This window comes from Croceibacterium segetis (genome assembly GCF_011320115.1).
Classification (GTDB): Bacteria; Pseudomonadota; Alphaproteobacteria; order Sphingomonadales; family Sphingomonadaceae; genus Croceibacterium_B; species Croceibacterium_B segetis.
The window spans coordinates 213,502-237,051 of record NZ_JAANOZ010000003.1 but is presented as its reverse complement, the minus strand read 5'-3'; the positions used below and the strand labels follow the sequence as shown (position 1 = coordinate 237,051).

General features: G+C 67.6%; 24 protein-coding genes. 14 read left to right on the top strand and 10 right to left on the bottom strand.

Annotation, left to right across the window (positions count from 1 at the left end):
• The first annotated feature begins 44 nt into the window (after positions 1 to 44).
• Complete coding sequence (locus G7B69_RS04860; RefSeq protein ID WP_166176670.1) at positions 45 to 650, top strand: DedA family protein; 606 nt, start codon at positions 45 to 47, stop codon at positions 648 to 650.
• Here the strand turns inward: G7B69_RS04860 and G7B69_RS04855 are convergent.
• Together G7B69_RS04855 and hemW are read right to left on the bottom strand one after the other, a co-directional pair.
• Entirely contained in the window at positions 647 to 1,540 is an 894-nt protein-coding gene (locus G7B69_RS04855) for a tyrosine recombinase XerC (RefSeq protein WP_166176668.1), read from the bottom strand. The two genes, G7B69_RS04860 and G7B69_RS04855, sit on opposite strands and share 4 nt — an antisense overlap.
• Complete coding sequence (gene hemW, locus G7B69_RS04850; protein WP_166176666.1) at positions 1,537 to 2,688, bottom strand: radical SAM family heme chaperone HemW; 1,152 nt, start codon at positions 2,686 to 2,688, stop codon at positions 1,537 to 1,539. Before hemW ends, G7B69_RS04855 begins: the two co-directional genes overlap by 4 nt.
• 46 nt (positions 2,689 to 2,734) lie before the next feature.
• Between hemW and G7B69_RS04845 the strand changes: the two genes are divergently transcribed.
• Positions 2,735 to 3,280, top strand: coding sequence for a CAP domain-containing protein (locus G7B69_RS04845; RefSeq protein ID WP_207785950.1), 546 nt, complete (start codon positions 2,735 to 2,737; stop codon positions 3,278 to 3,280).
• Here G7B69_RS04845 and rdgB read toward each other — a convergent pair.
• The gene (rdgB, locus tag G7B69_RS04840) at positions 3,273 to 3,899 is read right to left on the bottom strand and encodes an RdgB/HAM1 family non-canonical purine NTP pyrophosphatase (RefSeq protein ID WP_166176664.1); all 627 of its coding nucleotides are present in this window, start codon (positions 3,897 to 3,899) and stop codon (positions 3,273 to 3,275) included. The two genes, G7B69_RS04845 and rdgB, sit on opposite strands and share 8 nt — an antisense overlap.
• Positions 3,896 to 4,609: a ribonuclease PH gene (gene rph / locus G7B69_RS04835; RefSeq protein ID WP_166176662.1), complete on the bottom strand. Its 714-nt coding sequence runs from the start codon at positions 4,607 to 4,609 to the stop codon at positions 3,896 to 3,898. Before rph ends, rdgB begins: the two co-directional genes overlap by 4 nt.
• A 49-nt stretch (positions 4,610 to 4,658) precedes the next feature.
• On the opposite strand from rph, the gene hrcA reads away from it, so the two are divergent.
• Both hrcA and grpE read left to right on the top strand, forming a co-directional pair.
• A complete protein-coding gene (hrcA, locus tag G7B69_RS04830) occupies positions 4,659 to 5,702 on the top strand; it encodes a heat-inducible transcriptional repressor HrcA (RefSeq protein WP_166176660.1) in 1,044 nt (347 codons plus the stop codon).
• 10 nt (positions 5,703 to 5,712) lie between these two features.
• Entirely contained in the window at positions 5,713 to 6,303 is a 591-nt protein-coding gene (gene grpE, locus G7B69_RS04825; RefSeq protein ID WP_166176658.1) for a nucleotide exchange factor GrpE, read from the top strand.
• Here grpE and G7B69_RS04820 read toward each other — a convergent pair.
• The 6 genes from G7B69_RS04820 to G7B69_RS04795 all read right to left on the bottom strand — a co-directional run bounded on the left by G7B69_RS04820 (position 6,300) and on the right by G7B69_RS04795 (position 10,780).
• Entirely contained in the window at positions 6,300 to 6,998 is a 699-nt protein-coding gene (locus tag G7B69_RS04820; protein ID WP_166176656.1) for a cysteine hydrolase family protein, read from the bottom strand. The genes grpE and G7B69_RS04820 overlap by 4 nt on opposite strands.
• 56 nt (positions 6,999 to 7,054) lie before the next feature.
• Positions 7,055 to 8,002: a cation diffusion facilitator family transporter gene (locus G7B69_RS04815; RefSeq protein ID WP_166176654.1), complete on the bottom strand. Its 948-nt coding sequence runs from the start codon at positions 8,000 to 8,002 to the stop codon at positions 7,055 to 7,057.
• 37 nt (positions 8,003 to 8,039) lie between these two features.
• The gene (locus tag G7B69_RS04810) at positions 8,040 to 9,200 is read right to left on the bottom strand and encodes a PrnB family protein (RefSeq protein ID WP_166176652.1); all 1,161 of its coding nucleotides are present in this window, start codon (positions 9,198 to 9,200) and stop codon (positions 8,040 to 8,042) included.
• A 69-nt stretch (positions 9,201 to 9,269) separates the two neighbouring features.
• The gene (locus tag G7B69_RS04805; protein WP_166176650.1) at positions 9,270 to 9,779 is read right to left on the bottom strand and encodes a PH domain-containing protein; all 510 of its coding nucleotides are present in this window, start codon (positions 9,777 to 9,779) and stop codon (positions 9,270 to 9,272) included.
• 24 nt (positions 9,780 to 9,803) lie between these two features.
• On the bottom strand, positions 9,804 to 10,274 hold the full coding sequence (locus tag G7B69_RS04800) for a vgr related protein (RefSeq protein WP_166176908.1): 471 nt from the start codon (positions 10,272 to 10,274) through the stop codon (positions 9,804 to 9,806).
• 23 nt (positions 10,275 to 10,297) lie between these two features.
• Positions 10,298 to 10,780 carry a copper chaperone PCu(A)C gene (locus G7B69_RS04795; protein ID WP_166176648.1) on the bottom strand — a complete coding sequence of 161 codons (483 nt, stop codon included), beginning with the start codon at positions 10,778 to 10,780 and terminating at the stop codon, positions 10,298 to 10,300.
• A 179-nt stretch (positions 10,781 to 10,959) separates the two neighbouring features.
• Between G7B69_RS04795 and dnaK the strand changes: the two genes are divergently transcribed.
• The 10 genes from dnaK (at position 10,960) to rnr (ending at position 23,540) form a co-directional block, all read left to right on the top strand.
• Complete coding sequence (gene dnaK, locus G7B69_RS04790; RefSeq protein ID WP_166176646.1) at positions 10,960 to 12,897, top strand: molecular chaperone DnaK; 1,938 nt, start codon at positions 10,960 to 10,962, stop codon at positions 12,895 to 12,897.
• Positions 12,898 to 12,973: 76 nt separating this feature from the next.
• Positions 12,974 to 14,095 (top strand): molecular chaperone DnaJ, encoded by a 1,122-nt coding sequence (gene dnaJ, locus G7B69_RS04785; RefSeq protein ID WP_166176644.1) that lies wholly within the window; start codon positions 12,974 to 12,976, stop codon positions 14,093 to 14,095.
• Between the two features lie 131 nt (positions 14,096 to 14,226).
• A complete protein-coding gene (gene radA, locus G7B69_RS04780; RefSeq protein WP_166176642.1) occupies positions 14,227 to 15,591 on the top strand; it encodes a DNA repair protein RadA in 1,365 nt (454 codons plus the stop codon).
• Positions 15,592 to 15,606: 15 nt separating this feature from the next.
• Complete coding sequence (locus G7B69_RS04775; protein WP_166176640.1) at positions 15,607 to 16,137, top strand: CvpA family protein; 531 nt, start codon at positions 15,607 to 15,609, stop codon at positions 16,135 to 16,137.
• The gene (locus G7B69_RS04770) at positions 16,137 to 16,571 is read left to right on the top strand and encodes an iron-sulfur cluster assembly scaffold protein (RefSeq protein WP_166176638.1); all 435 of its coding nucleotides are present in this window, start codon (positions 16,137 to 16,139) and stop codon (positions 16,569 to 16,571) included. Before G7B69_RS04775 ends, G7B69_RS04770 begins: the two co-directional genes overlap by 1 nt.
• Positions 16,572 to 16,601: 30 nt before the next feature.
• The gene (locus G7B69_RS04765; RefSeq protein ID WP_166176636.1) at positions 16,602 to 17,981 is read left to right on the top strand and encodes an MFS transporter; all 1,380 of its coding nucleotides are present in this window, start codon (positions 16,602 to 16,604) and stop codon (positions 17,979 to 17,981) included.
• A complete protein-coding gene (locus G7B69_RS04760; RefSeq protein ID WP_166176634.1) occupies positions 17,978 to 19,024 on the top strand; it encodes an alanine racemase in 1,047 nt (348 codons plus the stop codon). Before G7B69_RS04765 ends, G7B69_RS04760 begins: the two co-directional genes overlap by 4 nt.
• 68 nt (positions 19,025 to 19,092) lie before the next feature.
• A complete protein-coding gene (gene phaR / locus G7B69_RS04755; protein ID WP_166176632.1) occupies positions 19,093 to 19,650 on the top strand; it encodes a polyhydroxyalkanoate synthesis repressor PhaR in 558 nt (185 codons plus the stop codon).
• Between the two features lie 55 nt (positions 19,651 to 19,705).
• Positions 19,706 to 21,247 (top strand): aminoacyl--tRNA ligase-related protein, encoded by a 1,542-nt coding sequence (locus G7B69_RS04750; protein WP_166176630.1) that lies wholly within the window; start codon positions 19,706 to 19,708, stop codon positions 21,245 to 21,247.
• 28 nt (positions 21,248 to 21,275) lie between these two features.
• Positions 21,276 to 23,540: a ribonuclease R gene (rnr, locus tag G7B69_RS04745; RefSeq protein WP_166176628.1), complete on the top strand. Its 2,265-nt coding sequence runs from the start codon at positions 21,276 to 21,278 to the stop codon at positions 23,538 to 23,540.
• Positions 23,541 to 23,550: the final 10 nt, after the last annotated feature.

The window sequence follows — 23,550 nt, the reverse complement described above, 5'->3', positions numbered from 1 at the left end:
CGGTCCACCCGGACCGTTCGCCGCTCGTGCCCGTTTAGCTCGCCATGCAGGACCTGATCATCGAGGCCATCGCCGCCGGCGGTTACTTCGGCGTGTTCGCGCTGATGGTGCTCGAAAACGTCTTCCCGCCGATCCCGTCGGAAGTGATCATGGGCATCGGCGGCGTGCTCATCGCGCGCGGGGAGATGGATTTCTGGCCGCTGCTCGCCGTTGGGACGCTGGGAACGACGGTGGGCAATTACGTCTGGTACTGGATTGGCGACAGGTGGAGCTACCGCCGGCTCGAGCCGTTCATCGACCGCCACGGCCGCTGGCTGACGCTATGCTTCAGCGACGTCGAGAGGGCCGCCCGGTTCTTCCAGAGCCACGGCCAATGGATCGTCTTCGCGATGCGCTTCTCGCCGTTGCTGCGCACGATGATTTCGCTGCCGGCCGGGCTCTCGCACATGAAGGCCTGGCGCTTCCTGCTGTTCACCACCGCGGGTGCGGCGGTGTGGAACGCGCTGCTGATCGAAGGCGGGCGCCGGCTCGCGCCCTACCTGGCCAAGTACGAACATGCCGCCAGCTGGGCGATGGCCGGGCTGATCGTCGCCATCGTGGTGTTCTACTTCTATCGCGTTGCGACCTGGAAGCCGCGCAAGGAGCCCTAGCGCTCGCGCGGGTGCGCCTTGCGATAGGTCTCGAGCAGCACCGCGGCATCGACCTTGGTGTAGATCTGGGTCGAACCGAGGCTGGCGTGGCCGAGCAGTTCCTGCAGGCTTCTGAGGTCGGCTCCCGCGCTTAGCAAGTGGGTGGCGAAGCTGTGGCGCAGGGCATGCGGCGTGGCGGTCGGCGGCAGGCCGAGCGCTACGCGCGCCCTGGCCATCGCCTTCTGCACCATGCCTTGGCCGAGCGGGCCGCCCTTGGCGCCTTTGAACAGCGGTTCCTTGCCGGCGAGCGGCCACGGGCAACGCTGGGCGTAATCGGCCACCGCCGCGCGAACGACCGGCAGCAGCGGCACCACGCGCTGCTTGCCGCCCTTGCCGGTGACCTGCAGCGTTTCGCCGAGCGGCAAGTCGGCGGCGGTCAGCGAGAGGGCCTCGGCGATGCGCAAGCCGGCCCCGTACATCAATAGCAGCACCGCGCGGTCGCGCGCGCCGATCCAGTGATCGCTGGCGAGCGAGGCGACGCCGTCGGCGAGGTTGGCGGCTTCGTCGGGGGTGACGGGGCGGGGCAAGCCCCTCTTGATCCGCGGGCCGCGCAGGCGGGGCGGGGCGGCGTCGCCATGCCCGACCTGCTCGCGGGCGTAGACGACGAAGCTCTTGATCGCGGAGAGCTCGCGCGCGGCGGAGACGTTGCCGATCCCGTCGGCACGGCGGGCGGCGAGCTGGTTGCGCAAGGCAACGGCGTCGAGATTGGCGACATCGCGCCAGTCTTCGGCGCCGACTCGCTCGGCAAGGCGGTTGGCGGCGGCGAGATAGGCGCGCACCGTGTGCGGCGAGCGGCGGCGCGAGCGGGCGAGGTAGTCGCCCCATTGCTCGAGCAGATCGGCCTTGCTCACGCGGCCACCAGCGCCGCCGGGACCAGCTCGCCGAGCAGCGCGTCGAGCAGGGGCATGCCTTGCGGAGTGACGCCGATCCGCTCGCGCTCGCGCCAGGCGAGGCCGAGGCCTTCGTAAAGCGCCAGCTTGGCGGAATCGATCAGTTCGGGCGTCGGAATGCCGAACCGCTGCGACAGGCCGGCAAGGTCCACGCCCTCGGCCAGCCGCAAGCCCATCAGCAGCGCTTCGCTGGCCTGCTCGCTCGGGCCGAGCGGGCGCTCGTCCTTGAGGCCGTGGCCGTGCTCTGCGACCGCGTCGAGCCAGTTCTCGGGCTTCTTGTGCCGCAGCGTCGCCATTCCACCCCGCCGCCCGTGCGCGCCGGGGCCGATCCCGGCGTAGTCGCGATAGCGCCAGTAGGCGAGGTTGTGGCGGCTCGCCTCGCCCGGTCGCGCGTGATTGCTCACTTCGTAGGCCGGCAGTCCGGCCGCCTCGGTCAACGCGCGGGTGAGCGCGAACAGGTCGGCTGCGGGATCGTCGGCGAGCGGCACGAACGCACGCTGGCGGACATCTGTAGCGAAGCGCGTGCCGGGTTCGATCGTCAGCTGGTAAAGCGACAAGTGCCCGGTGCCGAAACCGAGCGCCGTGCGCAGCTCGGCTTCCCATTGCTCCGGGCCCTGGCCGGGCCGGGCGTAGATCAGGTCGAAGCTGACCCGCCCAAACACCGCTTGCGCGGTATCCAGCGCGGCCAATCCCTCCCGAGCATCGTGCAGCCGCCCGAGAAACCGCAGTGTCTTGTCATCCAGCGCCTGCAGCCCGAGCGACACCCGGTTGACGCCCGCGGCCGCAAGATCGGCGAACTTGCTCGCCTCGACCGACGAGGGATTGGCCTCGAGCGTGATCTCGATGCCCGGCGCGAAGCCCCACAGCCTGTCCGCTTGCTCAAGCAAGGCGCCGACCAGCGCCGGCGGCATCAGCGAAGGCGTGCCACCGCCGAAGAAGATCGATTCGAGCGGCTCGCCCCCCGCCAACGCCGCGTCGTGCCGCATGTCGGCGAGCAGCGCCTCGCGCCAGGCATCGGCATCGACTCGCTCGCGCACGTGCGAGTTGAAATCGCAGTACGGGCACTTCGCCAGGCAGAACGGCCAATGGATGTAGAGCGCTTTCGCCACCGGCTCTTTCAGCCGGTGTTAACCGTCGAAAGTCAATATCGGCGGCATGAGGAAGGGGTCGCTACTTGGCGCGGGCCTGGCCTGCGCGCTCGCCATCGCCGGAACCGCTTGCGCCGAAGCGCCGCCGCCGCAAATGCCCGCGGTGGCGCAGCCGAACGCGTTCGCCTTGCGCCTGCTCGCCGACCACAACGGCGAGCGTACCCACAAGGGCGCGCCGCCGCTCGCCTGGAGCCACCAGCTGGCGCAGGAAGCGCAAAGCTGGGCCGACCGCCTGGCCCGCGACGACCGGATGTACCATTCGGACCGCGAGACCCGCCACGGCGCGGGCGAGAACCTGTGGAGCGGCACCGCGGGCTATTACAGCGCGGACGACATGGTCGGCGGGTTCCTCTCCGAGCGGAAGATGTTCAAGCCCGGCAAGTTCCCGGAGGTTTCGACCACCGGGCGGTGGGAGGATGTCGGGCACTACACCCAGGTGATCTGGCCCGGCACGCAGCAAGTCGGCTGTGCGGTGTCGCACAACCGGTCGCACGACTTCCTCGTCTGCCGCTACTGGCCGGCCGGTAACGTGATGGGCAGCGCGATCAACTGAACTGATCGGCCACCATCTTGGCGAAGGCATCGGCGCGGTGGCTGATGCGGTGCTTCTCTTCGGGATCGAGCTCGGCGAAAGTCTGCTCGCGGCCCCTGGGCACGAACACCGGGTCGTAGCCGAACCCCATCGTCCCCCGCGGCGGCCAGGTCAGGGTGCCGTCGGCGCGGCCTTCGTAGATCGCGTGCTCGCCGTCGGGCCAGGCCAGCGCGAGCACGCAGCTGAACCAGGCCTCGCGGGGCGTATCGGAGCCCTTGGCCTGCAGCATCCCCTCGACCTTGCCCATCGCCATGTACCAGTCGCGCCCCGGCTCGCCTTCGAACCACTGCCGCTCGGCCCAGTCGGCGGTGTAGACCCCGGGCCGCCCGTCGAGCGCCGCCACCGAAAGCCCGCTGTCGTCGGCGAGCGAGACCAGCCCGGAAGCTTCCGCCGACGCCCGCGCCTTGATCAGCGCGTTCTCGACGAAGGTGCGGCCGGTTTCGGGCGGCTCGGGAAGGCCGAGCGAGCCCGCCGAGATGCAATCGACCCCATGCGGGGCCAGCAGCGCGGCGATTTCCTTCAGCTTGCCCGCGTTGTGCGTGGCGATCACCAACTTGCCGGAGCCGAGCTTGCGACTCACTGCACCGCCTCGTCCTGCGCCTTGAAGATCTGCGCGCAGCCGATCTGGGCGAGGCGGAGGAGGCGCAAGAGGCCTTCCTCGTCGTAACAGGCGCCCTCGGCGGTGGCCTGCGCCTCGGCAATCTTGCCGCCTTCGAGGAGCACGAAGTTGGCGTCGGCGTCAGCGCCCGAATCCTCGATGTAGTCGAGATCGAGCACCGGCGTGCCCTGGTAGATGCCGCACGAAATCGCCGCGACCTTGCCTTCGATCGGATCGGCCGCGAGCTTGCCCTCGGCCAGGAGCTTGTTGACCGCCAGACGGAGCGCGACCCAGGCGCCCGAGATCGACGCCGTGCGGGTGCCGCCGTCTGCCTGAATGACGTCGCAATCGAGCACGATCTGCCGTTCACCGAGCTTTTCCAGATCTGTCACTGCGCGCAAGGAGCGTCCGATAAGCCGCTGTATTTCCTGCGTTCGTCCACTCTGCTTGCCCTTCGCCGCCTCGCGCTGGCCGCGCGTGTGGGTGGCCCGCGGGAGCATCGAGTATTCGGCCGTGACCCAGCCCGAGTTCTTGCCCCGCAGCCACGGCGGCACCCGGTCCTCGACGCTCGCGGTGACGAGGACGCGGGTGTCTCCAAAGCTGACCAGGACGGAGCCTTCGGCGTGCTTGGTGAAAGCGGTGAGGATTTCGATGTCGCGCATTTCGTCGGGCGCGCGGCCGGATGGACGCATGAGTGTCTCCTTTTCGTGGGCTCGCCTAGCGCCTAGATGGTCGGCTGTCATGCCCACCACGACTGTCACCGAACTGAGCGACCGTGCTCGCGAGATATTTCGTCTGGTGGTCGAGGGCTATCTGTCGAGCGGTCACCCGGTCGGCTCGAAGACCCTCGCCGGCGATCGCGGACTCAACCTCTCGCCAGCCTCGATTCGCTCGGTGCTCGCCGAGCTCGAATCGCTCGGGCTGCTCGCCGCACCGCACACCAGCGCTGGACGCATGCCGACCGAAAGCGGGCTGCGCCTGTTCGTTGACGGGATGATGCAGGTGGCCGAGCCAAATGCCGAGGAGCGCGCGGCGATCGAACGGAGACTCGGGCAGCCAGGACCGATCGAGCAGGCGCTCGAGACCGTCAGTTCGCTGCTGTCCGACCTCTCCGGTGCGGCGGGCATGGTCATGGTCCCGCGCCGCGAACCGCGCCTGAACCAGTTGAGCCTGGTCCCGCTCAGTCCGGAACGCGCGCTGGCAGTGCTCGTCGGGGAGGATGGGCACGTCGAGAACCGGGTGATCGAGCTTCCTGCGCCGCTGCCGCCCAGCGTGCTCGAGCAGGCGAGCAATTTCATCAACGCCCGGCTCGCCGGCCGCACGCTCGCCGAGGCAGCGCAGGCGATGCGCCAGGAAATCGCCGCCGGTCGCTCTCAACTCGACGAGGCCAGCCGCGACCTGGTCGAACGCGGGCTGGCGCTGTGGAGCGAGGATGCCGCCAAGCGCCCGGTGCTGATCGTCCGTGGACAGGCGAACTTGCTCGACGAAACCGCAATCGGCGACATCGAGCGGGTCCGCTCGCTCCTCGACGACCTCGAGAACAAGCAATCGGTCGCCGAGCTCCTCGATTCGGCGCGGCAGGCCGAAGCGATGCGGATTTTCATCGGCAGCGAGAACCGCCTGTTCGCGCTTTCGGGCTCGTCGGTGATCGCTTCGCCATATCGCGATCGCGAGGGCAAGGTGGTCGGAGTCCTCGGCGTGATTGGGCCAACTCGGTTGAATTACGCGCGAGTCGTTCCCATGGTGGATTTCACCGCCCGTTCGCTGGGCAGAATCATCGGATAAGCAGGGTTTCATGATCGATGACGACAAGCCGCGCGACGACGCGGTCGAAAAGGAATTGGCCGGCGTGCCGGAAGAGCTGCTCGACCGCGGGGCGGGTGCCGACGTGGGCGAAGAGAGCGATCACAAGCTCGAGGATTCGCTCGCCAAGCTGCGCGCCGATTTCGAAGTGGCGCAGCAGGACATGCTCTACGCCAAGGCGGAAGTGCAGAACGTGCGCCGGCGGATGGAGAAGGACGTGCAGGACGCGCGCGCCTATGCCGCGACCGGGTTCGCGCGCGACATCCTGACAGTGGCCGACAACCTTACTCGCGCGATCGAGGCCATTCCCGCCGAGCTGCACGAGGATCCGCGGCTCAAGGCGCTGGTCACCGGCATCGAGGCGACCCAGCGCGAGATGGAGAAGGTCTTCGCGCAGCACGGCATCAGCCGCATCGCTGCGGTCGGCCTGCCGCTCGATCCCAACCAGCACCAGGCGATGCTCGAAGTGCCGACCGCGGAGGCCGAACCGGGCACGGTGGTGCAGGAGATGCAGAGCGGGTGGATGATTCGCGACCGCCTGCTGCGGCCGGCGATGGTCGGGGTGGCGAAGAAGCCGGACTAGGCGGCTTCGGCTTTCTCCACCGCCAGCATGGTTTCGAGCTCGCCTACCGAGCGCAAGTCCGCGAAGACCAGCCCGAGGATGTGCAGCGTGGCGGCGTGCTCCTCGTCGCTGAGCGCGGCGTTGGCGTCGGCGGCCATGATCACCCGGTAGTTGTTCTGCATCGCGTCGCGCGCGGTGCTCTCGCAGCAGCAGTTGGTCAGCGTGCCGCTGATGATCACCGTGTCGATGCCGTCGGCCTTGAGCATGGCCGGGAGGTTGCTTGTGCCGGGGGTGAAAGCGCTGAAGCGATGCTTGTCGAGCACCACGTCGCCTTCGGCGACTTCGATTGCCGGCCAAAGTTGCCAGTGATGCGCGCCGGGCGTGAAGGCGCCCTGGTGAGTCGCCGCGCCTTCGGGGCCAAGCCGCTTCCACATCACCGGCCAGGCCGGCACCTCGCCATGCGGCGTGGTGTAGCGCAGGAAGTAGTTGCGACCGCCCGCCGCGCGCACCGCCGCACTGAGCCGGTTGACCTCGTCGACGATTTCGCGCGCCATCGGCACTTCGACCGGCGCGCCTTCCTCCATGAAGCCGTTCTGCATGTCGACGATCAGGTGCGCGGTCCGCTTCGGATCGAGCGTATCGAACACGTTGCGCGTACCCCCGCGCATGGCGGCGAGGCGGTCGAGGATGGCGGTGTGGTCGACGGCGTGCGGCATGGCGGTTCTCCCTACGCCGGCGATGATTCACCGAACCGACCGCGAAAGCAACGCCCTCACTGCGCTTCGGCGAGGACCTGCCGTTCGGCATGGGCGGCCTGGCGCGATTGCGCCCGTACGAACAGGCGAAATACCTCCGGGAATCGCTTCCTGACCTGCTCTTCCATGCCCTCCGTCGCGCTCTCGACGTCGCTGAGGGCGAGCGCATCGTCGAAATCGAGGCTGAGCATGACGACCACCTGCTGCGGGCCGAGATGCACCGTGATGATTTCATTGACCTTGCAGACTCCCGAAGTCTGGTGGGCCACCGATTGGATCGCTTGCTCGAGGGCGGCGCTGGCGCGTTCGCCGATCAGCAGCTTCTTGCATTCGGTGGCGAGCAGAATCGCCACGCCGGCCAGGATCAGCCCGATCACGATCGATCCGGTCCCGTCCCACAGCGGATTGCCTGTGAAGACGGTCAAGCCGATGAAGATCGCCGCGACCACCAGACCCGCGAGCGCCGCAAGGTCCTCCATCATCACCACGAAGACGCTCGGATCCTTGCTCGTGCGCAGGGCTTCCCACCAGCTTTCGGCGGGATCCTTCTGGCGCCTGAACTCGCGCAAGGCGAAAAACAGCGACCCGCTTTCGAACGCGAAGGCAATCGCGAGCACCGCGAAATTGACGATGGGCTTGTCGAGCATCTGCGGCGCGCGGATGTGCTCGATGCCTTCGTAGATCGAGAACCCCGCGCCGCCCGTGAAGATCAGCAGCGCGACCACGAAGCCCCAGAAATACAGCTCGCGCGCATGGCCGAGCGGGTGCAGCTCGTCAGGCGGCTGGCTGGCACGCTTGCGGCCATAGAGCAGCAGCACCTCGTTGAAGGTGTCGACCGTCGAGTGAATCCCCTCGGTCAGCATCGACGAGCTGCCGGCGATCAGCGCGGCGGCGAATTTGGTCACCGCGATGGCGAGATTGCCGCCGAGCGCGGCGAGAACCACGAGCTTGCCGCCGGACGCCATGAGCGACCAATGATTTGGCCGCCCATAGGGTCCGGGCTCAGATCACTTGCGCGCGGTTCTCGTCGCGGTGCTTCTTGAGGTACTTCATGAACGGCGTGCCGCCAGTGCCGACGTCCGGGTCGTTGCCGGGGTTCGAGGCCATCTGCTTGTTGATGTAGCTCGCCGCGTATTCGAGGTGGCGGGTGCGGAAGCGGGCGACCTGCTCGATGCAGGCGTTGAACGCGTCCTTGAGGTTCTGCGAGGCAGAACCCGCGACGAACTCGCGCAAGGTCGATTTCGCCGCCAGGTCCTCGACGAAGCGGCGGTGCGGCACCGGTCGGTAGTGGTGCAGCTCGTCGAGAAAGCGCTTGAGCGGATCGTCGCTGTGGCCGACGCCGAACAGCGCATCCATCGCCGGGACGATGCTCGATTGCGAGCCGGTCTGTCCGCGATAGGCCTGCGGGCGTGCTTCGAAGCGGTCGACGCCCTCGTAGACCAGCCCTTCGCCGAGAGCGGGATTGTTGGCCCAGCCGTGGATATAGGGGCGCACGCGCTGGAAGTAGATGTACGGGTCGCAGCGCTCGGGCATGCGCGCGAAGTGGGCGTAGACGCGCTCCCACGCAGCGTGCATTTCGACCAGCAGGCGTTCGGCTTCGGCGGCATCGCCGGCGTTTGCTGCGGCGACGAGCTGGACCGCGTTGTCGAGCAGAACCCCGGCCTCCGCCTCGATCGCCACGTGGACCATGACGAACCAGTTCTCGTCGGCCCCGCCGAGGAAGTTCTGCACCATGCGGATGTTTTCGAGGGTAATCGGCCCGGCCTTGTCGAGCCGTGACCAGTTGTCGAGCACGTAGGCGGAGTAGGGCAATAGCGGCGCCTGCCCGAGCCGGTCGGCCAAGGCCACGATGGGGCACGCGAGGTTGGTGGGCAGGTGCTTCGGCGGTTCAGGCTCACCCCAGACGTAGGCTTGCACGAGGAAGCTGTAGTGGACCATCGCGGTGCGCACTTGTTCCTCGGCCGTCTCGCGCGCCCAGTCCTCGAGGCCGGGATCGGCGAGCTGCTCGAGCCAGTGGCGCACGCGCCCGCTGGTCAGCAGATCCGAAAGCTCATCCGACGCCTGCTTCACCCCGGCGAATTGCGAGGGCAGGGCGATCTCGTCGATTTCGTAATGCGAAAGGAAGCCGCGGGTCCGCGACAGGCCGTAATCCGAAAGCTGCATGGGTGGCTCATGGCCCGGGCGCGGGTTGGGCCGCCCGGTTACCGGGCAAGTAGTATCAACTGAAACCGATTAGCTCAAGCCGGGATCGCGGAACATGTCCATCTCGCGCACCCCGCGCGCCTTGCGGGCGGCATCGACGAGCCGGCGCAGCTCCTCTCGCCGCGCCTGCGCCCTGGGAACGTTGCGCAGGATCAGTTCGCCGGTGCGGGTGGTCTCGTCGCTTGATACCATGCAGATCGTGCCGATCCCGGCCCACTGGTTGAGCAGGCTGAAATCCATCCGGATGTCCTTGATGCGGTAGAGTTCGACCTCGTCGATGCTCTTCATGACGATCCCGCGCTTGAGGATCAGCCGCTCGGGGGTGATCTCGTACAGGGAGCTCATCACCTGGAGCCATTTGTAGACCAGGATCGCCAGCGCGAGGGCGGTGAGCAGCAGCGGCCACGCGCCCCAGTCGCCGGCCGCGGCGACGGTCAGGACGATCCCGAGCAGCCCGAGCACCAGCGTGCCGAGGCCCGCGGCGGTGCCCCAGAACCAGCCGCCGAGCGACGAACGGAACGTATCCAGCACCTGGTCCATATGGCTCCCTCCGCTTGCCTCGTTCTATCGCGCGCCGGGGAAATCCACCAGCCGGTCGTAAGCCGCCGGGTCGGCTACTCCCGGCAGCGTCGCGCCCTGGCGCAGCAGGAAGGCGTGGCGGACGATCTCGGCCTGCTGCTCGATCCCGTAGCGCGTCAGCCGCCAGCCGGGCTTGAGGCTGTAGTCGTAGCGGCACAGCGGGTGGCGATGGAGCAGCAGGTACCACTCGCCGCGCCGCTGGGTTTGCCAGACATGGGTCATCTCATGGATGAACAGACCGGCACTCGACAGCCCGACGTTTGAGAAATCATCACAATAAGCATCGCCAAGCGGATGAAAATGCAGATGTCCGCGCGGCGCCATCGTGGTGCCACGAGGTTGGAAAGGGAAGAACTTGCGCCGGCGGATGGTCACCTTGGCATAGTCGATCGCGTCACCGAACACGCCGCGTGCCAGCGACACCTCGCCGTCGGTCAGGCGGCGCTCGCCGCCGATCGGGCAGGCGAGCGGCGCTTGGTTCAGCGCGCGTCACCCGCGGCGAGAACTTCGGCCGGGAAGACGGCCTTCTCGCCGCTGCCGAAGGTCAGCGTGACCTCGGTCGTGCCGCCTTTGGCGAGCGTGTCGTCGAGATCCACCGCCATCACGTGGAACCCGCCCGGGGCGAACGCGAGCGTCCCTCTTGCCGGAACGAGGGCATCCGGCATCTCGTGCATTTCCGACATGCCGCCCACCATGGTCGATTGGTGGATCATCGCCTCTTTCGCGCCTTCTACCTCGGCGCCGGTTACGGTCACGTCCTTCGTGGAATCGTTGTGCACGGTGAAATAGACCGCGCCCGGATTGCCCTTGACCGCCGGCAGCACCAGCCGCGCATCGGTGATCGAAATCGGTTTCGCGGCGTTCGCACTCTCATCGGCGGCGGGCGCCTGCCTGCTCTCGCAACCGGCCAGCATCAGCGTGGCCAGTACGAGCGCCAGAGGCGCTAAAATGACGGATTTCATAACGGCGTGGCGACCTCCTGTTCGGGCGATTTCCTAACCGCGCACCTCTCTTGTGCCAAGACAAACCGCTCCTATATCGCCGACAACACGAACTGCTCAACCGAGCCGCCGACCGGCATTCGCCCTTGGACGGGGAACCGACAGCGCGGCGTCCAAAGTAAAGAGGAACTGGGGAAACCATGGCCAAAGTTATCGGTATCGACCTCGGCACGACCAACAGCTGCGTCGCAGTGATGGAGGGGGGCAAGCCCAAGGTCATCGAAAACTCCGAAGGCGCGCGCACGACGCCTTCGATCGTCGCCTTCACCAAGGACGGCGAACGCCTGATCGGCCAGCCGGCCAAGCGCCAGGCGGTCACCAACGGCGACAACACCATTTTCGCGGTCAAGCGCCTGATCGGCCGCCGCTTCGACGATCCAGTGACCAAGAAGGACACCGAGCTGGTCCCGTATCACATCGTCAAGGGCAAGAACGGCGACGCCTGGGTCAAGGCCGGCGGCGAGGAGTATTCGCCGAGCCAGATCAGCGCCTTCATCCTGCAGAAGATGAAGGAAACCGCCGAGAGCTATCTCGGTGAGACAGTTACCCAGGCGGTGATCACCGTTCCGGCGTACTTCAACGACGCCCAGCGCCAGGCGACCAAGGACGCCGGGCAGATCGCCGGGCTCGAAGTGCTGCGCATCATCAACGAGCCGACCGCGGCGGCGCTCGCCTACGGCCTCGAGAAGGCCGAGGGCAAGACGATCGCGGTCTACGACCTCGGCGGCGGCACCTTCGACGTCTCGATCCTCGAGATCGGCGACGGCGTGTTCGAGGTGAAGAGCACCAACGGCGACACCTTCCTCGGCGGTGAGGACTTCGACAGCGCCGTGGTCGAATACCTTGCCGATGCCTTCAAGAAGAAGGAGAACATGGACCTGCGCAGCGACAAGCTGGCCCTCCAGCGGCTCAAGGAAGCCGCCGAAAAGGCCAAGATCGAGCTGTCGAGCGCGCAGACCACCGAAGTGAACCTGCCGTTCATCACCGCCCGCATGGAAGGCGGCAGCACCACGCCGCTGCACCTGGTCGAGACGATCACCCGCTCGGACCTCGAGAAGATGGTCGCCAAGCTGATCGAGCGGACCAAGGCGCCGATGAAGAAGGCACTCGAGGACGCCGGCCTGAAGGCGGCGGACATTGACGAGGTCGTATTGGTCGGCGGCATGACCCGCATGCCCAAGGTGCGCGAAGCGGTGAAGGAGTTCTTCGGCAAGGAGCCTCACACCGGCGTGAACCCGGACGAAGTCGTCGCCATGGGTGCGGCGATCCAGGCCGGCGTGCTGCAGGGCGACGTCAAGGACGTGCTGCTGCTCGACGTGACTCCGCTGTCGCTCGGCATCGAGACGCTCGGCGGCGTGTTCACCCGCATGATCGACCGCAACACCACGATCCCGACCAAGAAGGCGCAGGTCTATTCGACCGCCGAGGACAACCAGCAGGCGGTGACCATCCGCGTGTTCCAGGGCGAGCGCGAGATGGCCGCGGACAACAAGCTGCTCGGCCAGTTCGACCTCGTCGGCATCCCGCCGGCGCCGCGCGGCGTGCCGCAGGTCGAGGTCACCTTCGACATCGACGCCAACGGCATCGTCAACGTCAGCGCCCGCGACAAGGGCACCGGCAAGGAGCAGCAGATCCGCATCCAGGCCTCGGGCGGCCTTTCCGACGCCGACATCGACCAGATGGTCCAGGACGCGGAGAAGTTCGCCGAAGAGGACAAGAAGCGGCGCGAGGCGGCCGAGGCGAAGAACAACGCCGACAGCCTGGTCCACGCGACCGAGAAGCAGCTCGAAGAGCACGGCGACAAGATCGACGCTTCGCTGAAGTCGGAGATCGAGGCCGCGCTGGCCGAAGCCAAGACCGCGCTGGAAGGCGACGACGTCGAGGCGATCAAGGCCAAGGCTTCAGCGCTGACCGACGCCTCCATGAAGATGGGCCAGGCGATCTACCAGCAGGAGCAGGCGGCCACCGAAGCGGCCGCCGGTCCGGACGCCGGCACCTCCGGCCCGGGGACGGGCGGCAGCGACGAGGAAGTCGTCGACGCCGAGTTCTCCGAAGTCGACGAAGACAACAAGGGCTGATCGCCTGATGAAAACTCTCGCCGCCACCGTCGCCAAGCGCGCCGGTGGCGGTTAGGGTTTGGGCGGGGTCATTTGAATGTCTGCGATGGAAACCGATCTTTACGAGGTGCTGGGGGTCGCCCGCGATGCGGATGGCGCGACCATCAAGGCCGCCTATCGCAAGCTGGCGATGGAGTTTCACCCCGACCGCAACGGCGGGTGCAAGGATAACGAGGACAAGTTCAAGGCCGTTAGCGCGGCCTACGAATGCCTCAAGGACCCGCAGAAGCGCGCGGCCTACGACCGCTTCGGCCACGCCGCGTTCCAGAACGGCGGGATGGGTGGCGGCAACCCGGGTGCCGACTTCGCCGATCTCGGCGACATCTTCGAGACCATCTTCGGCAACGCTTTCGGCGGCGGCAACGCGCGCCAGCGCCCGCGCCGCGGGGCCGACTTGCGCTACGACATGCAGATCGGGCTGGAGGAGGCCTTCCACGGCAAGAGCACGCAGATCGAAGTCGAGGTTTCGGTCGCTTGCGAGCCGTGTGAGGGCAGCGGCGCCGCGCCCGGGACCGGCACGCGCACCTGCAACTTGTGCCACGGCCACGGCAAGATCCGCGCGCAACAGGGCTTCTTCGTCATCGAGAAGCCGTGCCACAACTGCAACGGCCGCGGCGAAGTGCTCGAAAGCCCGTGCCGCGAGTGCCGCGGGGAAGGGCGCGTCGACAAGATGCAGTCGCTCGCGGTCGAAATTCCGCCCGGCGTCGACACCGGCACCCGCATCCGCCTGGCCGGCAAGGGCGAAGCGGGCCCGCACGGTGCGCCTGCGGGCGACCTCTACATCTTCATCCACGTCCGCCCGCACGCGGTGTTCGAGCGCGAGGGGACGACGCTGTTCACCCGCGTGCCGATCACCTTCACCACCGCCGCGCTGGGCGGGACGATCGAGATCCCCGGGCTCGACGGCGAAACCCACGGGATCGATATTCCCGCGGGAATCCAGAACGGCAAGCAGCTGCGCAAGCGCGGCGCCGGCATGCCGGTATTGCAGGGCCGCGGGCGCGGCGACCTCGTCACCGAGATAACCGTTGAGACCCCGACCAGGCTCAGCAAGGAGCAGAAGGCGATCCTCGAGCAGTTCCGCGAGACCGAGACGGGCGACGAATGTCCGGAAAGCCGTGGCTTCTTCGACAAGCTTAAGGGCGCGTTCGGGGCCTAGTACCCTGTCAGGGTTGTCCGGCGTATGTAAACTTCGCGGGTGTGGAGGTCTGGACAAGCGTGTCGGATTTGTCCGGTCGGTGTAAACTTCGCAGGCTTGCGTTCCCTTTTCGTTCCGGTTAACCTGTGCGCATGTCGAAGACCAAGCGCCGTTATGTCTGCCAGGCCTGCGGGGCGGTGTCGCACCGCTGGCAGGGGCAATGCGGCGACTGCGCCGAGTGGAACACGCTGGTCGAGGACACGCCGGCGAGCGTCTTTTCGCTGAAGCACGACCTGTCCAACGGCGGCCGGGCCATCGAATTCGTCAAGCTCGACGCTCCCGGCGAACCGCTCAGGCGGCGCTCGACCGGTCTTGCCGAATTCGACCGCGCTCTCGGCGGCGGGCTGGTGCCCGGCGCGGCGATCCTGATGGGCGGCGATCCCGGCATCGGCAAGTCGACCCTGCTGCTGCAGGCCAGCGCCAGACTGGCTGGCGAGGGCGCGGACGTCGTCTACGTCAGCGGCGAGGAGGCCGCGGGGCAAGTGCGCCTGCGCGCCGCCCGGCTCGGCCATGCGGGCGCCGCGATCCGCTTCGCTTCGGCGACGTCGGTGCGCGATATCCTGACGACGCTGGGGCAGGGCAAGGCGCCCGAGCTGCTGGTGATCGATTCGATCCAGACCATGCACTCCGACACCATCGAAGGCGCGCCCGGCACCGTCAGCCAGGTGCGCGGCTGCGCCTTCGAGCTGATCCGCTATGCCAAGGAGAGCGGCTGCGCGCTGGTGCTGGTCGGTCACGTGACCAAGGACGGCACGATCGCCGGTCCGCGCGTGCTCGAGCACATGGTCGACGTGGTGATGAGCTTCGAGGGCGAGCGCAGCCACCAGTACCGCATCCTCCGCGCGCTCAAGAACCGCTTCGGCGCGGTCGACGAGATCGGCGTGTTCGCGATGGCCGGGCAGGGGCTCGACGAAGTGCCCAACCCCTCGTCGCTGTTCCTCACCGGGCGCGAGGAGCCGGTTGCCGGCAGCGCGGTCTTCCCGGCGCTCGAAGGGACGCGGCCCGTCCTGGTCGAGGTCCAGGCGCTGATCGTGCGGCTGCAATCGGGCGCCACGCCGCGACGCGCGGTGGTCGGCTGGGATGGGGGACGGCTGGCGATGCTGCTGGCGGTGCTCGAATCGCGTTGCGGGCTCAACTTCAGCTCGGCCGAAGTCTATCTCAACGTCTCGGGTGGTTATCGCCTGTCCGATCCCGCCGCCGACGTCGCGGTGGCCGCGGCGCTGATCTCGGCGCTCGCCGACAAGGCCTTGCCGCTGCGCAGCGCCTGGTTCGGCGAGGTCTCGCTCGCCGGCGAAGTCCGTCCGGTCGCGCACGCCGGGCTGCGGCTGCGCGAAGCAGCCAAGCTCGGCTTCGAACTCGCCTGCGGGCCGGAGGATATCGGTGATGTCCCGCAAGGCTTGCGCTACCAGGGCATCGATCGCCTGCCGAAGCTCGTTGACCGGATCATGGCGGGCTAATAGGTTCCACGCCCGATGACGGGTTTCGACATTATCGTTCTGCTGGTCGTCGGCGTCGCGGCCGTCGGCGGCTTCATGCGCGGCTTCGTGCAGGAAGTGCTCTCGCTGGCGGCGTGGATCCTGGCGATCTTCGCGATCCGCTACCTCCACACCGATCTGACCGAAGTCCTTGCGAATTACATCGGCACCCCGACCACCGCGGCGCTGCTCGCCTTCGCGCTGCTGCTGCTGATCCCCTATGCGGCGATGAAGCTGATCGCCGGGCGCCTCGGAAAGGCGTCGCGCAATTCGATCATCGGTCCGTTCGACCGCGTCCTCGGCTTCGGCTTCGGCGCGGTAAAAGGGGTAATCATGGTCATTATCGCCTTCTCCTTGCTGGTGCTCGGCTACGACACCGTGTGGGGCACCGAAGGCCGCCCGGCATGGATCAGGAATGCGCGCAGCTATTCGTTCATCAATGCCGGCTCCGAAGCGATGGTGCAGCTGATCGAGGCGCGTCGCGAGCGGATCAAGCAGGAGGACGCAGTCGTCCGCGCGAGGCGCTGATGGCCGGCGCTGACAAGCTCTACACGCCCGAGCTGCTGGCGCTGGCGGTCGCGCTGGCGGATTACCCGGCGGATCGTTCGCTGCCGCTGCACGGGCAAGCCCGCTCGAAGAGCTGCGGCAGCACTCTCACCGTCGATCTGGCGCTCGATTCCGAAGGCCGGATCGAAGCCATTGGCCTGCAGGTTCGTGCCTGCGCCGTCGGCCAGGCGACGGCGGCGATCTTCGCCCGCGCCGCGCAGGGCCGCAGCCGCGACGACGTCGATGCCGCTTTCACGGCGCTGAGCGCATGGCTTGCGGGAAGCGGCGATCCGCCCGACTGGCCCGGCCTCGCGGCGATCGCGCCGGCGCGCGCATTTCCCGCTCGCCACGGGGCGATCATGCTCCCGTGGACGGCCGCGCGCGACGCCCTTTCCACTGCCGGTGCCGACCGCTAATCGAAGCGGCAAGGGAGCGAGAGGAACAAGATGGCCACCGCAGCGTCGCCGGCAATCCACCACGAGCCCAGCGCGGCCGACATCCGCCTGGTGATCGCCGCCTCCTCGATGGGCACGATCTTCGAGTGGTACGACTTCTTCATCTACGGCACGCTCGCCTCGCTGATCGGCGCGGCGTTCGTGCCCTCGGACAACGAACTTGCCCGGCAGCTGACGGTCTGGGCCGGGTTCGCGGTCGGCTTCGGCTTCCGCCCGCTTGGGGCGATCCTGTTTGGCTATCTCGGCGACAAGCTCGGCCGCAAGTATACCTTCCTGGTCACCGTCACGCTGATGGGTATCGCCACCGCCGGAGTCGGCCTTGTCCCCTCGGTTCACACGCTCGGCCTCGCCGCTCCGGCCATCGTCATCCTGCTGCGGATCATGCAAGGCCTCGCGCTCGGCGGCGAGTACGGCGGCGCGGCGATTTTCGTCTCCGAGCATTGCCCGCCGAACAAGCGCGGCTTCTACACCGGCTTCATCCAGGCGAGTGTGGTCGGCGGGTTCGTGCTCAGTCTGATTGTGGTGTTGGCCTGCAAAGCGTTGCTCGGCCCGGCGGTGTGGGCCGACTGGGGCTGGCGCGTGCCGTTCGTCCTCAGCCTGGCGCTGCTGGCGATCAGCCTGTGGATGCGGCTCAAGCTCTCGGAAAGCCCGGTGTTCCAGGCGATGCGAGCCGAAGGGCGGCAGGCCAAGAACCCGTTCACCGAAAGCTTCACCTATCCGGGCAATCCCAAACGCCTGTTCGTCGCGCTGTTCGGCGTCGCCGCGGGGCTGACGGTGATCTGGTACACGGCGATGTTCCGGGGGCTGTCGTTCCTCACCGGGCCGATGCGGGTCGACGAGACGGCGGCCGAAATCATCGTCGGCATCGCCGCCATGGTCGGCATGGGCTTCTTCGTGTTCTTCGGATCGCTTTCCGACAAGGTCGGCCGCAAGGCGCCGATCGTCTGGGGCTATGCGCTCACGCTGGTGCTGCTGTTCCCGTGCTTCTGGGCGATCGGTTGGGCAATGGAGCCTTCGCTGGCCGTCTCCGGACCGGACGTGAAGATTACGCCAGGCGGTGGGCAGCTCATCGTCATCATGGCCGCGCTGCTCGCGCTCTCGGCGTTGTCGGGCGCGACTTACGGCTCGGTCGCCGCATTGCTGGCAGAGATGTTCCCGCCGCAGATCCGCTACAGCTCGGTCTCGATCCCCTATCACTTCGGCACCGGCTACTTCGGCGGCTTCCTGCCGCTGATCGCCACCTGGATCGTCGCCAAGACGCACAATCCCTATTCGGAACTGTGGTATACTTGGGGCGTGGTGCTGGTGGCCTTGGTCGTGGCCGTGTGGGGCCTGCCCGGCGGACCGCCGAAAGACTTCGAAGACTCATGAGCGAACCCCCTCCGCGCTCGCTGCGCCTGCGGCTCGATCGCGAGGCGCTGGCGGGCAACTGGCGAGCGCTCGATCGGCTGTCCGGCAGCGCCCGGGCCGGCGCGGCGGTCAAGGCCGACGCCTACGGGATCGGCGTCGCCAACGCCGTGCCGGTGTTGCGCGAGGCCGGCTGCGAGACGTTCTATGTCGCCCACTGGAGCGAAGTGACCGACCTGCTCGAATATGCGGCGCCCGAGCAGGTTGTCGTGCTGCACGGCCCGATCGGACCGGACGACGTGGCTTTTGCGCGCGAGACCGGCGTGCGGCCGGTGATCAACAGCCTCTATCAGGCGCGGCTCTGGCTCGACGGCGGCGGAGGGCGGTGCGACATGATGGTCGACACCGGGATCAACCGGTTGGGCCTGCCGCCGGGCGACGTCGGCGACGCGCTTGTCGGCCGGCTCGAGATCGAAACGTTGATGTCGCATCTCGCGTCCGCCGACGAGGACAGCGCGCAGAATGAGGCCCAGCGCCGGCTTTTCGAGGACCTGGCGCAGCAAATGCCGCATCGCCGCCGCAGCCTCGCCAACAGCGCCGGCATCGCGCTGGGACGCGGTTATGCTTTCGACATCACGCGCCCCGGCCTGTCGCTGTACGGCGGCGTGCCGCGCCCGGAACTCGCCGGCGACATCCGCCAGGTCGCCCATCCACAGGCGGCCGTCCTGCAACTGCGCGATCTCTCGCCCGGCGACAGCGTCGGCTACAACGCCACCTACACCGCCGAGAGGAAAATGCGCGCGGCCACCGTATCGCTCGGCTACGCCGACGGCTTCCTTCGCTGCTGGTCGGGCAAAGGCGCGCTGCGTTTCGGCGAGGCCGTGCTGCCGCTGCTCGGGCTCGTGTCGATGGACATGGTGGTGGTCGATTGCCGCGCGGCGCCCGATCTGCGCGAAGGCGACTGGCTCGATATTCCTTACGACTTGCCGCAAGCCGCCGATCGCAGCGGATTGTCGCAGTACGAGCTGCTGACGACCCTCGGCCGACGCTTCCAGCGCTCCGCCTGAGTAACCATGTTGCGCCGCGATTGCTGCAAGTGCTAAGCGGGTTTGCTGCGCAGCATGGAGTGGGCACGATGGCGGACCAAGCTACTGGAAATGCCGACGAAACCGTCATCGTCAAGAAGTACGCCAACCGCCGACTCTACAACACCCGCAGCTCGAGCTACATCACGCTCGACGATCTGGCGCGGATGACCCGCGAGGGGATCGACTTTCAGGTGCTCGACGCCAAGACGGGGAGCGACATCACCCACCAGATCCTCACCCAGATCATCATGGAAGAAGAATCGAGCGGCGGCGAGCAGATGCTGCCCGTCGGCTTCCTGCGCCAGCTGATCTCGATGTACGGCAATTCGATGCAGGCGATGATGCCGCAGTACCTCGAAGCCTCGATGGAAAACTTCCGCGCCAACCAGGCGAAGCTGCAGGACGCGTTCAAGGCAAGCGTGGACCCGCAAGCCTTCGCCCGTCTGGCCGAAACCAATATGGCGATGTTCAAGGCGGCGGCGAGTGCGTTCATGCCCAAGGGCGAGGGCGCGCCGCCACCCGCGCCCAAGCCCGCGAGCGACATCGACGCGCTGCGCGAACAGATGGCCGCGATGCAGCGCAAGCTCGACGAGCTTGGCAAATAGCCCGCGGCGGGGCATCGCCCGCCGCCTTTGACATGACAGATTCGGATTTTTCGCAGTGATCGCCATTCGCCACGCATTGACCATCAAGCGCGAGGACGACTTCGCGCAATGGTACCAGGAAGTGATCTCGTCCGCCGACATGGCCGAGGAATCGGGCGTGCGCGGGTGCATGGTGATCAAGCCGTGGGGCTGGGGCATCTGGGAGCGGATGCAGCACCTGATGGACCGGCGGATAAAGGCCGCCGGTGTGCAGAACGCCTATTTCCCGCTGTTCATCCCGCTGAGCAACTTCGTGCGCGAGGCGGCGCACGTCGAAGGCTTCGCCAAGGAAATGGCGGTGGTCACGCATCACCGGCTGATCTCCGACGGCAAGGGCGGGCTGATTCCCGATCCCGAGGCCAAGCTGGAAGAGCCGCTGATCGTCCGGCCGACCTCGGAAACGATCATCGGCGACGCGATGAGCCGCTGGATCCAGAGCTGGCGCGACTTGCCGCTGCTGCTCAACCAGTGGGCCAACGTGGTGCGCTGGGAAATGCGCACGCGGATGTTCCTGCGCACCAGCGAGTTCCTCTGGCAGGAAGGCCACACCGCGCACGCCAGCGCCGAAGACGCGATGGCGGAGACGCTGCGCGCGCTCGAGATGTACCGCGCCTTCGCCGAGGAAGATGCGGCGATCCCGGTGGTCGTCGGCGAGAAGCCGGCCAACGAGCGCTTCCCCGGCGCCGAAGCGACGTTCTCGATCGAGGCGATGATGCAGGACGGCAAGGCGCTCCAGGCCGGCACCAGCCACTACCTCGGCACCAGCTTCGCCGAGGCGGCGGACATCAGGTTCCAGGACCGTGAAGGCACCCAGCAATTCTGCCACACGACCAGCTGGGGCGTGTCGACCCGCATGGTCGGGGCGATGATCATGGTCCACGGCGACGACGACGGGCTGCGCGTGCCGCCGACGCTGGCGCCGTTCCAGGTGGTGATCCTGCCGATGCTGCGCGAGGACGACGGTGATGCGGCATTGCTGGCCTATTGCGAAGAGTTGCGCGGCGCGTTGCTGCAGCAATCGGCGTTCGGCGAGCCGCTGCGCGTGCTGCTCGACGCCAAACCGGGCAAGGCCGCAGCCAAGCGCTGGGACTGGGTCCGCAAGGGCGCGCCGCTGATCGTCGAGGTCGGCCCGCGCGACATGGCCGACGGCAAGGGTGCGGTGCTGCGCCGCGACCGGTTGTGGAACGACGCGGCGAAACCGGACTTTGCCTTCACGCCGCGCGACGAGATCGCCGCCAAGGCCCCCGCGATGCTCGACGAAATCCAGCGCGCGCTGTTCGAACAGGCGGCCGGACGCCGCGAGGCCAACGTGGCGCGCGACATCGACAGTCTCGATGCGCTGAAGGCGTTCTTCGCCGAGAACCAGCGCTTCCCGGGCTGGGCTGAAGTGCAGTGGTCGCGGCCCGAGGGCGCGGCGCTCGACAAGGTCGTCGAGCAGTTGAAGGCGCTCAAGCTGACCTTCCGCAACGTGCCGGCCAACGCCGCGCCAGCGGACGGCAAGTGCCTGTTCACCGGCGAAGCGGCGGTCGAGCGGATTCTGGTCGCGCGCGCCTATTGAGGTTGTGCCGCGCCTCGGCAGTCGCCACATGGCGGCGATGAAGAAGCAACATGGCCTGCCCTCAGCGGAGCAGGTCCTCGAATTCATCCGCACAGCCGACGGCCCCGCCGGCAAGCGCGAGATCGCGCGCGCCTTCGGGCTCAAGGGGCAGGAGAAGATCGCCCTCAAGAAGCTGCTCGGCGACATGGCCGAGGAAGGGCTGATCGACGGCCGCAAGAGCGCCTATCACCGGATGGGCGGGCTGCCCAAGGTCACGGTGCTGCGCGTGGTCGATACCGAAGAAGGCTATCCGCTCGCCGTGCCCGACGCCTGGCAACCCGATGACGGCATGGCGCCGCCGCGGGTGCGGATTGTCGAGAGCAAGAAGGGCGGGGCGCTGCGCAAGGGCGACCGTGTGCTCGCGCGCACCGAAGAAGCCGGCAAGGGCTGGCGCGCTCATCCGATCAAGAAGCTGCCTGCTACCGCCGAGGCGATGCTGGGGGTGATCGAGCTCGACGGCGCGGGCAAACCCTGGCTCGCCCCCGTAGACAAGCGTGTGCGCAATTCCTTCCCGGTGTCGGACGTCGGCGCCGCGGAGAAGGGCATGCTCGTGCTCGCCGAACCGGTCGGCAAGTCGCAGCGCGGCGGGGTTAGGGTGCTCGAAGTGCTCGGCGACCCGCTTGCCCCGCGTTCGTTCAGCCTCATCGCGATTCACAAATACGGCATCCCCGACGTCTTTGCCGAGGCAACGCTGGCCGAAGCGCAACTCGCAGCGAAACTGCCGCTGAGCGAGGACAAGCGCGAGGACTTGCGGCACCTGCCCATCGTGGCGATCGATCCCGCCGACGCGCGCGACCACGACGACGCCATCTGGGCCGAGCCCGACGGCGAGGGCGGTTTCAAGGCGGTGGTCGCCATCGCCGACGTCAGCTTCTACGTCCGCCCCGGCGGGCAGGTCGACCGTGAGGCGCGCAAGCGCGGCAACTCGGTCTATTTCCCCGACCGCGTCGTGCCGATGCTGCCCGAGGTGCTCAGCGCCGACGTCTGCTCGCTCAAGGTAGGCGCCGACCGCGCGGCGATGGCCTGCCACCTGGCGATCGACGCGCAGGGCCGGATCACCTCCTACCGTTTCGCCCGCGCGCTGGTCCGCATCGCCGAGGTCATCGCCTATGAGGACGCGCAGGCGCGCTTCGACGGCGCGGGCGAAGAACCGCAGCTGCGCAACCTGTGGGCCGCGTGGAAGCTGCTGAACGCCGCCCGCGAGGCGCGCGACCCGCTCGAGCTCGAGCTGCCCGAGCGCCGCGTCGTACTCGACGAGCACGGCAAGATCGCCGAAATCGCGTTGCGTGAGCGGCTCGACGCACACCGCGTGGTCGAGGACTTCATGATCGCCGCCAACGTCGCCGCGGCCAAAGCGCTCGAAAGCAAGGCCCATCCGGTCGTCTACCGCATTCACGAGCCGCCGACGCGCGAGAAGCTGGTCGCGCTCAAGGACTACTTCAAATCCATCGGCAAGAACCTCGCACTCGGCCAGGTGATCACGCCGGGGCTGTTCAACCGCATGATCAAGGACATCGCCGACGACGCCGAAAAGGCGCTGGTCATGGAGGCGGTGCTGCGGAGCCAGACGCAAGCCTATTACGGTCCGCAGAACGCCGGGCACTTCGGCCTCGCGCTGGGCAGTTACGCGCACTTCACCAGCCCGATCCGCCGCTATGCCGACTTGCTGGTCCACCGCGCGCTGGTCGATTCGTTCCATCTCGAGCAGCCCAAGCCCGCGACGGACTTGCCGCCTTTGACCGGCCTCGCCGAACAGGATCGCGTCGACCTCGAAAAGGTCACCGAAGCGATCAGCCGGACCGAGCGGCGAGCGATGGAGGCCGAGCGCGACACCATCGACCGCTACGTCGCCGCCTGGCTCTCGGCCCGTGTCGGCGAGGTGTTCGACACCCGCATCACCGGGGTGCAGAGCTTCGGCTTCTTCGCCACCATCGTCGGTCTTGGCGGCGACGGCCTGGTGCCGGTCTCGACGCTCGGCCAGGACTACTTCCGCTACGACGAAGGCGCCCGGGCGCTGGTCGGCGAGAAGACCGGCGAGCGCTTCGGCCTAGGGGACACGCTCAAGCTGCGCCTCGGCGAAGCCAACCCGCTGACGGGAGCGCTCAAGTTCGAGCCGGTCGAAGGCGGCGGCCAGCGAATCGAAAAGCGCGGCGACCGCGTCGCACCCAAGGAGCGAAGCCGCCCGAAACACGCCCAGGGTCCGCGCGGTCGGCCGGGCAACATCCGCCACCAGGGGCGAGGGCGGCGGAAGTAAATCCTCCCCG

What these genes read in the sequence shown, in the direction of transcription:
- G7B69_RS04860 (WP_166176670.1), top strand. Translation starts at nt 45, where the DNA reads ATGCAGGACCTGATCATCGAGGCCATCGCCGCCGGCGGTTACTTCGGC.
- G7B69_RS04845 (WP_207785950.1), top strand. Translation starts at nt 2,735, where the DNA reads ATGAGGAAGGGGTCGCTACTTGGCGCGGGCCTGGCCTGCGCGCTCGCC.
- rph (WP_166176662.1), bottom strand. Translation starts at nt 4,609, where the DNA reads ATGCGTCCATCCGGCCGCGCGCCCGACGAAATGCGCGACATCGAAATC.
- hrcA (WP_166176660.1), top strand. Translation starts at nt 4,659, where the DNA reads ATGCCCACCACGACTGTCACCGAACTGAGCGACCGTGCTCGCGAGATA.
- grpE (WP_166176658.1), top strand. Translation starts at nt 5,713, where the DNA reads ATGATCGATGACGACAAGCCGCGCGACGACGCGGTCGAAAAGGAATTG.
- G7B69_RS04820 (WP_166176656.1), bottom strand. Translation starts at nt 6,998, where the DNA reads ATGCCGCACGCCGTCGACCACACCGCCATCCTCGACCGCCTCGCCGCC.
- G7B69_RS04815 (WP_166176654.1), bottom strand. Translation starts at nt 8,002, where the DNA reads ATGGCGTCCGGCGGCAAGCTCGTGGTTCTCGCCGCGCTCGGCGGCAAT.
- G7B69_RS04810 (WP_166176652.1), bottom strand. Translation starts at nt 9,200, where the DNA reads ATGCAGCTTTCGGATTACGGCCTGTCGCGGACCCGCGGCTTCCTTTCG.
- G7B69_RS04805 (WP_166176650.1), bottom strand. Translation starts at nt 9,779, where the DNA reads ATGGACCAGGTGCTGGATACGTTCCGTTCGTCGCTCGGCGGCTGGTTC.
- G7B69_RS04795 (WP_166176648.1), bottom strand. Translation starts at nt 10,780, where the DNA reads ATGAAATCCGTCATTTTAGCGCCTCTGGCGCTCGTACTGGCCACGCTG.
- dnaK (WP_166176646.1), top strand. Translation starts at nt 10,960, where the DNA reads ATGGCCAAAGTTATCGGTATCGACCTCGGCACGACCAACAGCTGCGTC.
- dnaJ (WP_166176644.1), top strand. Translation starts at nt 12,974, where the DNA reads ATGTCTGCGATGGAAACCGATCTTTACGAGGTGCTGGGGGTCGCCCGC.
- radA (WP_166176642.1), top strand. Translation starts at nt 14,227, where the DNA reads ATGTCGAAGACCAAGCGCCGTTATGTCTGCCAGGCCTGCGGGGCGGTG.
- G7B69_RS04775 (WP_166176640.1), top strand. Translation starts at nt 15,607, where the DNA reads ATGACGGGTTTCGACATTATCGTTCTGCTGGTCGTCGGCGTCGCGGCC.
- G7B69_RS04770 (WP_166176638.1), top strand. Translation starts at nt 16,137, where the DNA reads ATGGCCGGCGCTGACAAGCTCTACACGCCCGAGCTGCTGGCGCTGGCG.
- G7B69_RS04765 (WP_166176636.1), top strand. Translation starts at nt 16,602, where the DNA reads ATGGCCACCGCAGCGTCGCCGGCAATCCACCACGAGCCCAGCGCGGCC.
- G7B69_RS04760 (WP_166176634.1), top strand. Translation starts at nt 17,978, where the DNA reads ATGAGCGAACCCCCTCCGCGCTCGCTGCGCCTGCGGCTCGATCGCGAG.
- phaR (WP_166176632.1), top strand. Translation starts at nt 19,093, where the DNA reads ATGGCGGACCAAGCTACTGGAAATGCCGACGAAACCGTCATCGTCAAG.
- rnr (WP_166176628.1), top strand. Translation starts at nt 21,276, where the DNA reads ATGGCGGCGATGAAGAAGCAACATGGCCTGCCCTCAGCGGAGCAGGTC.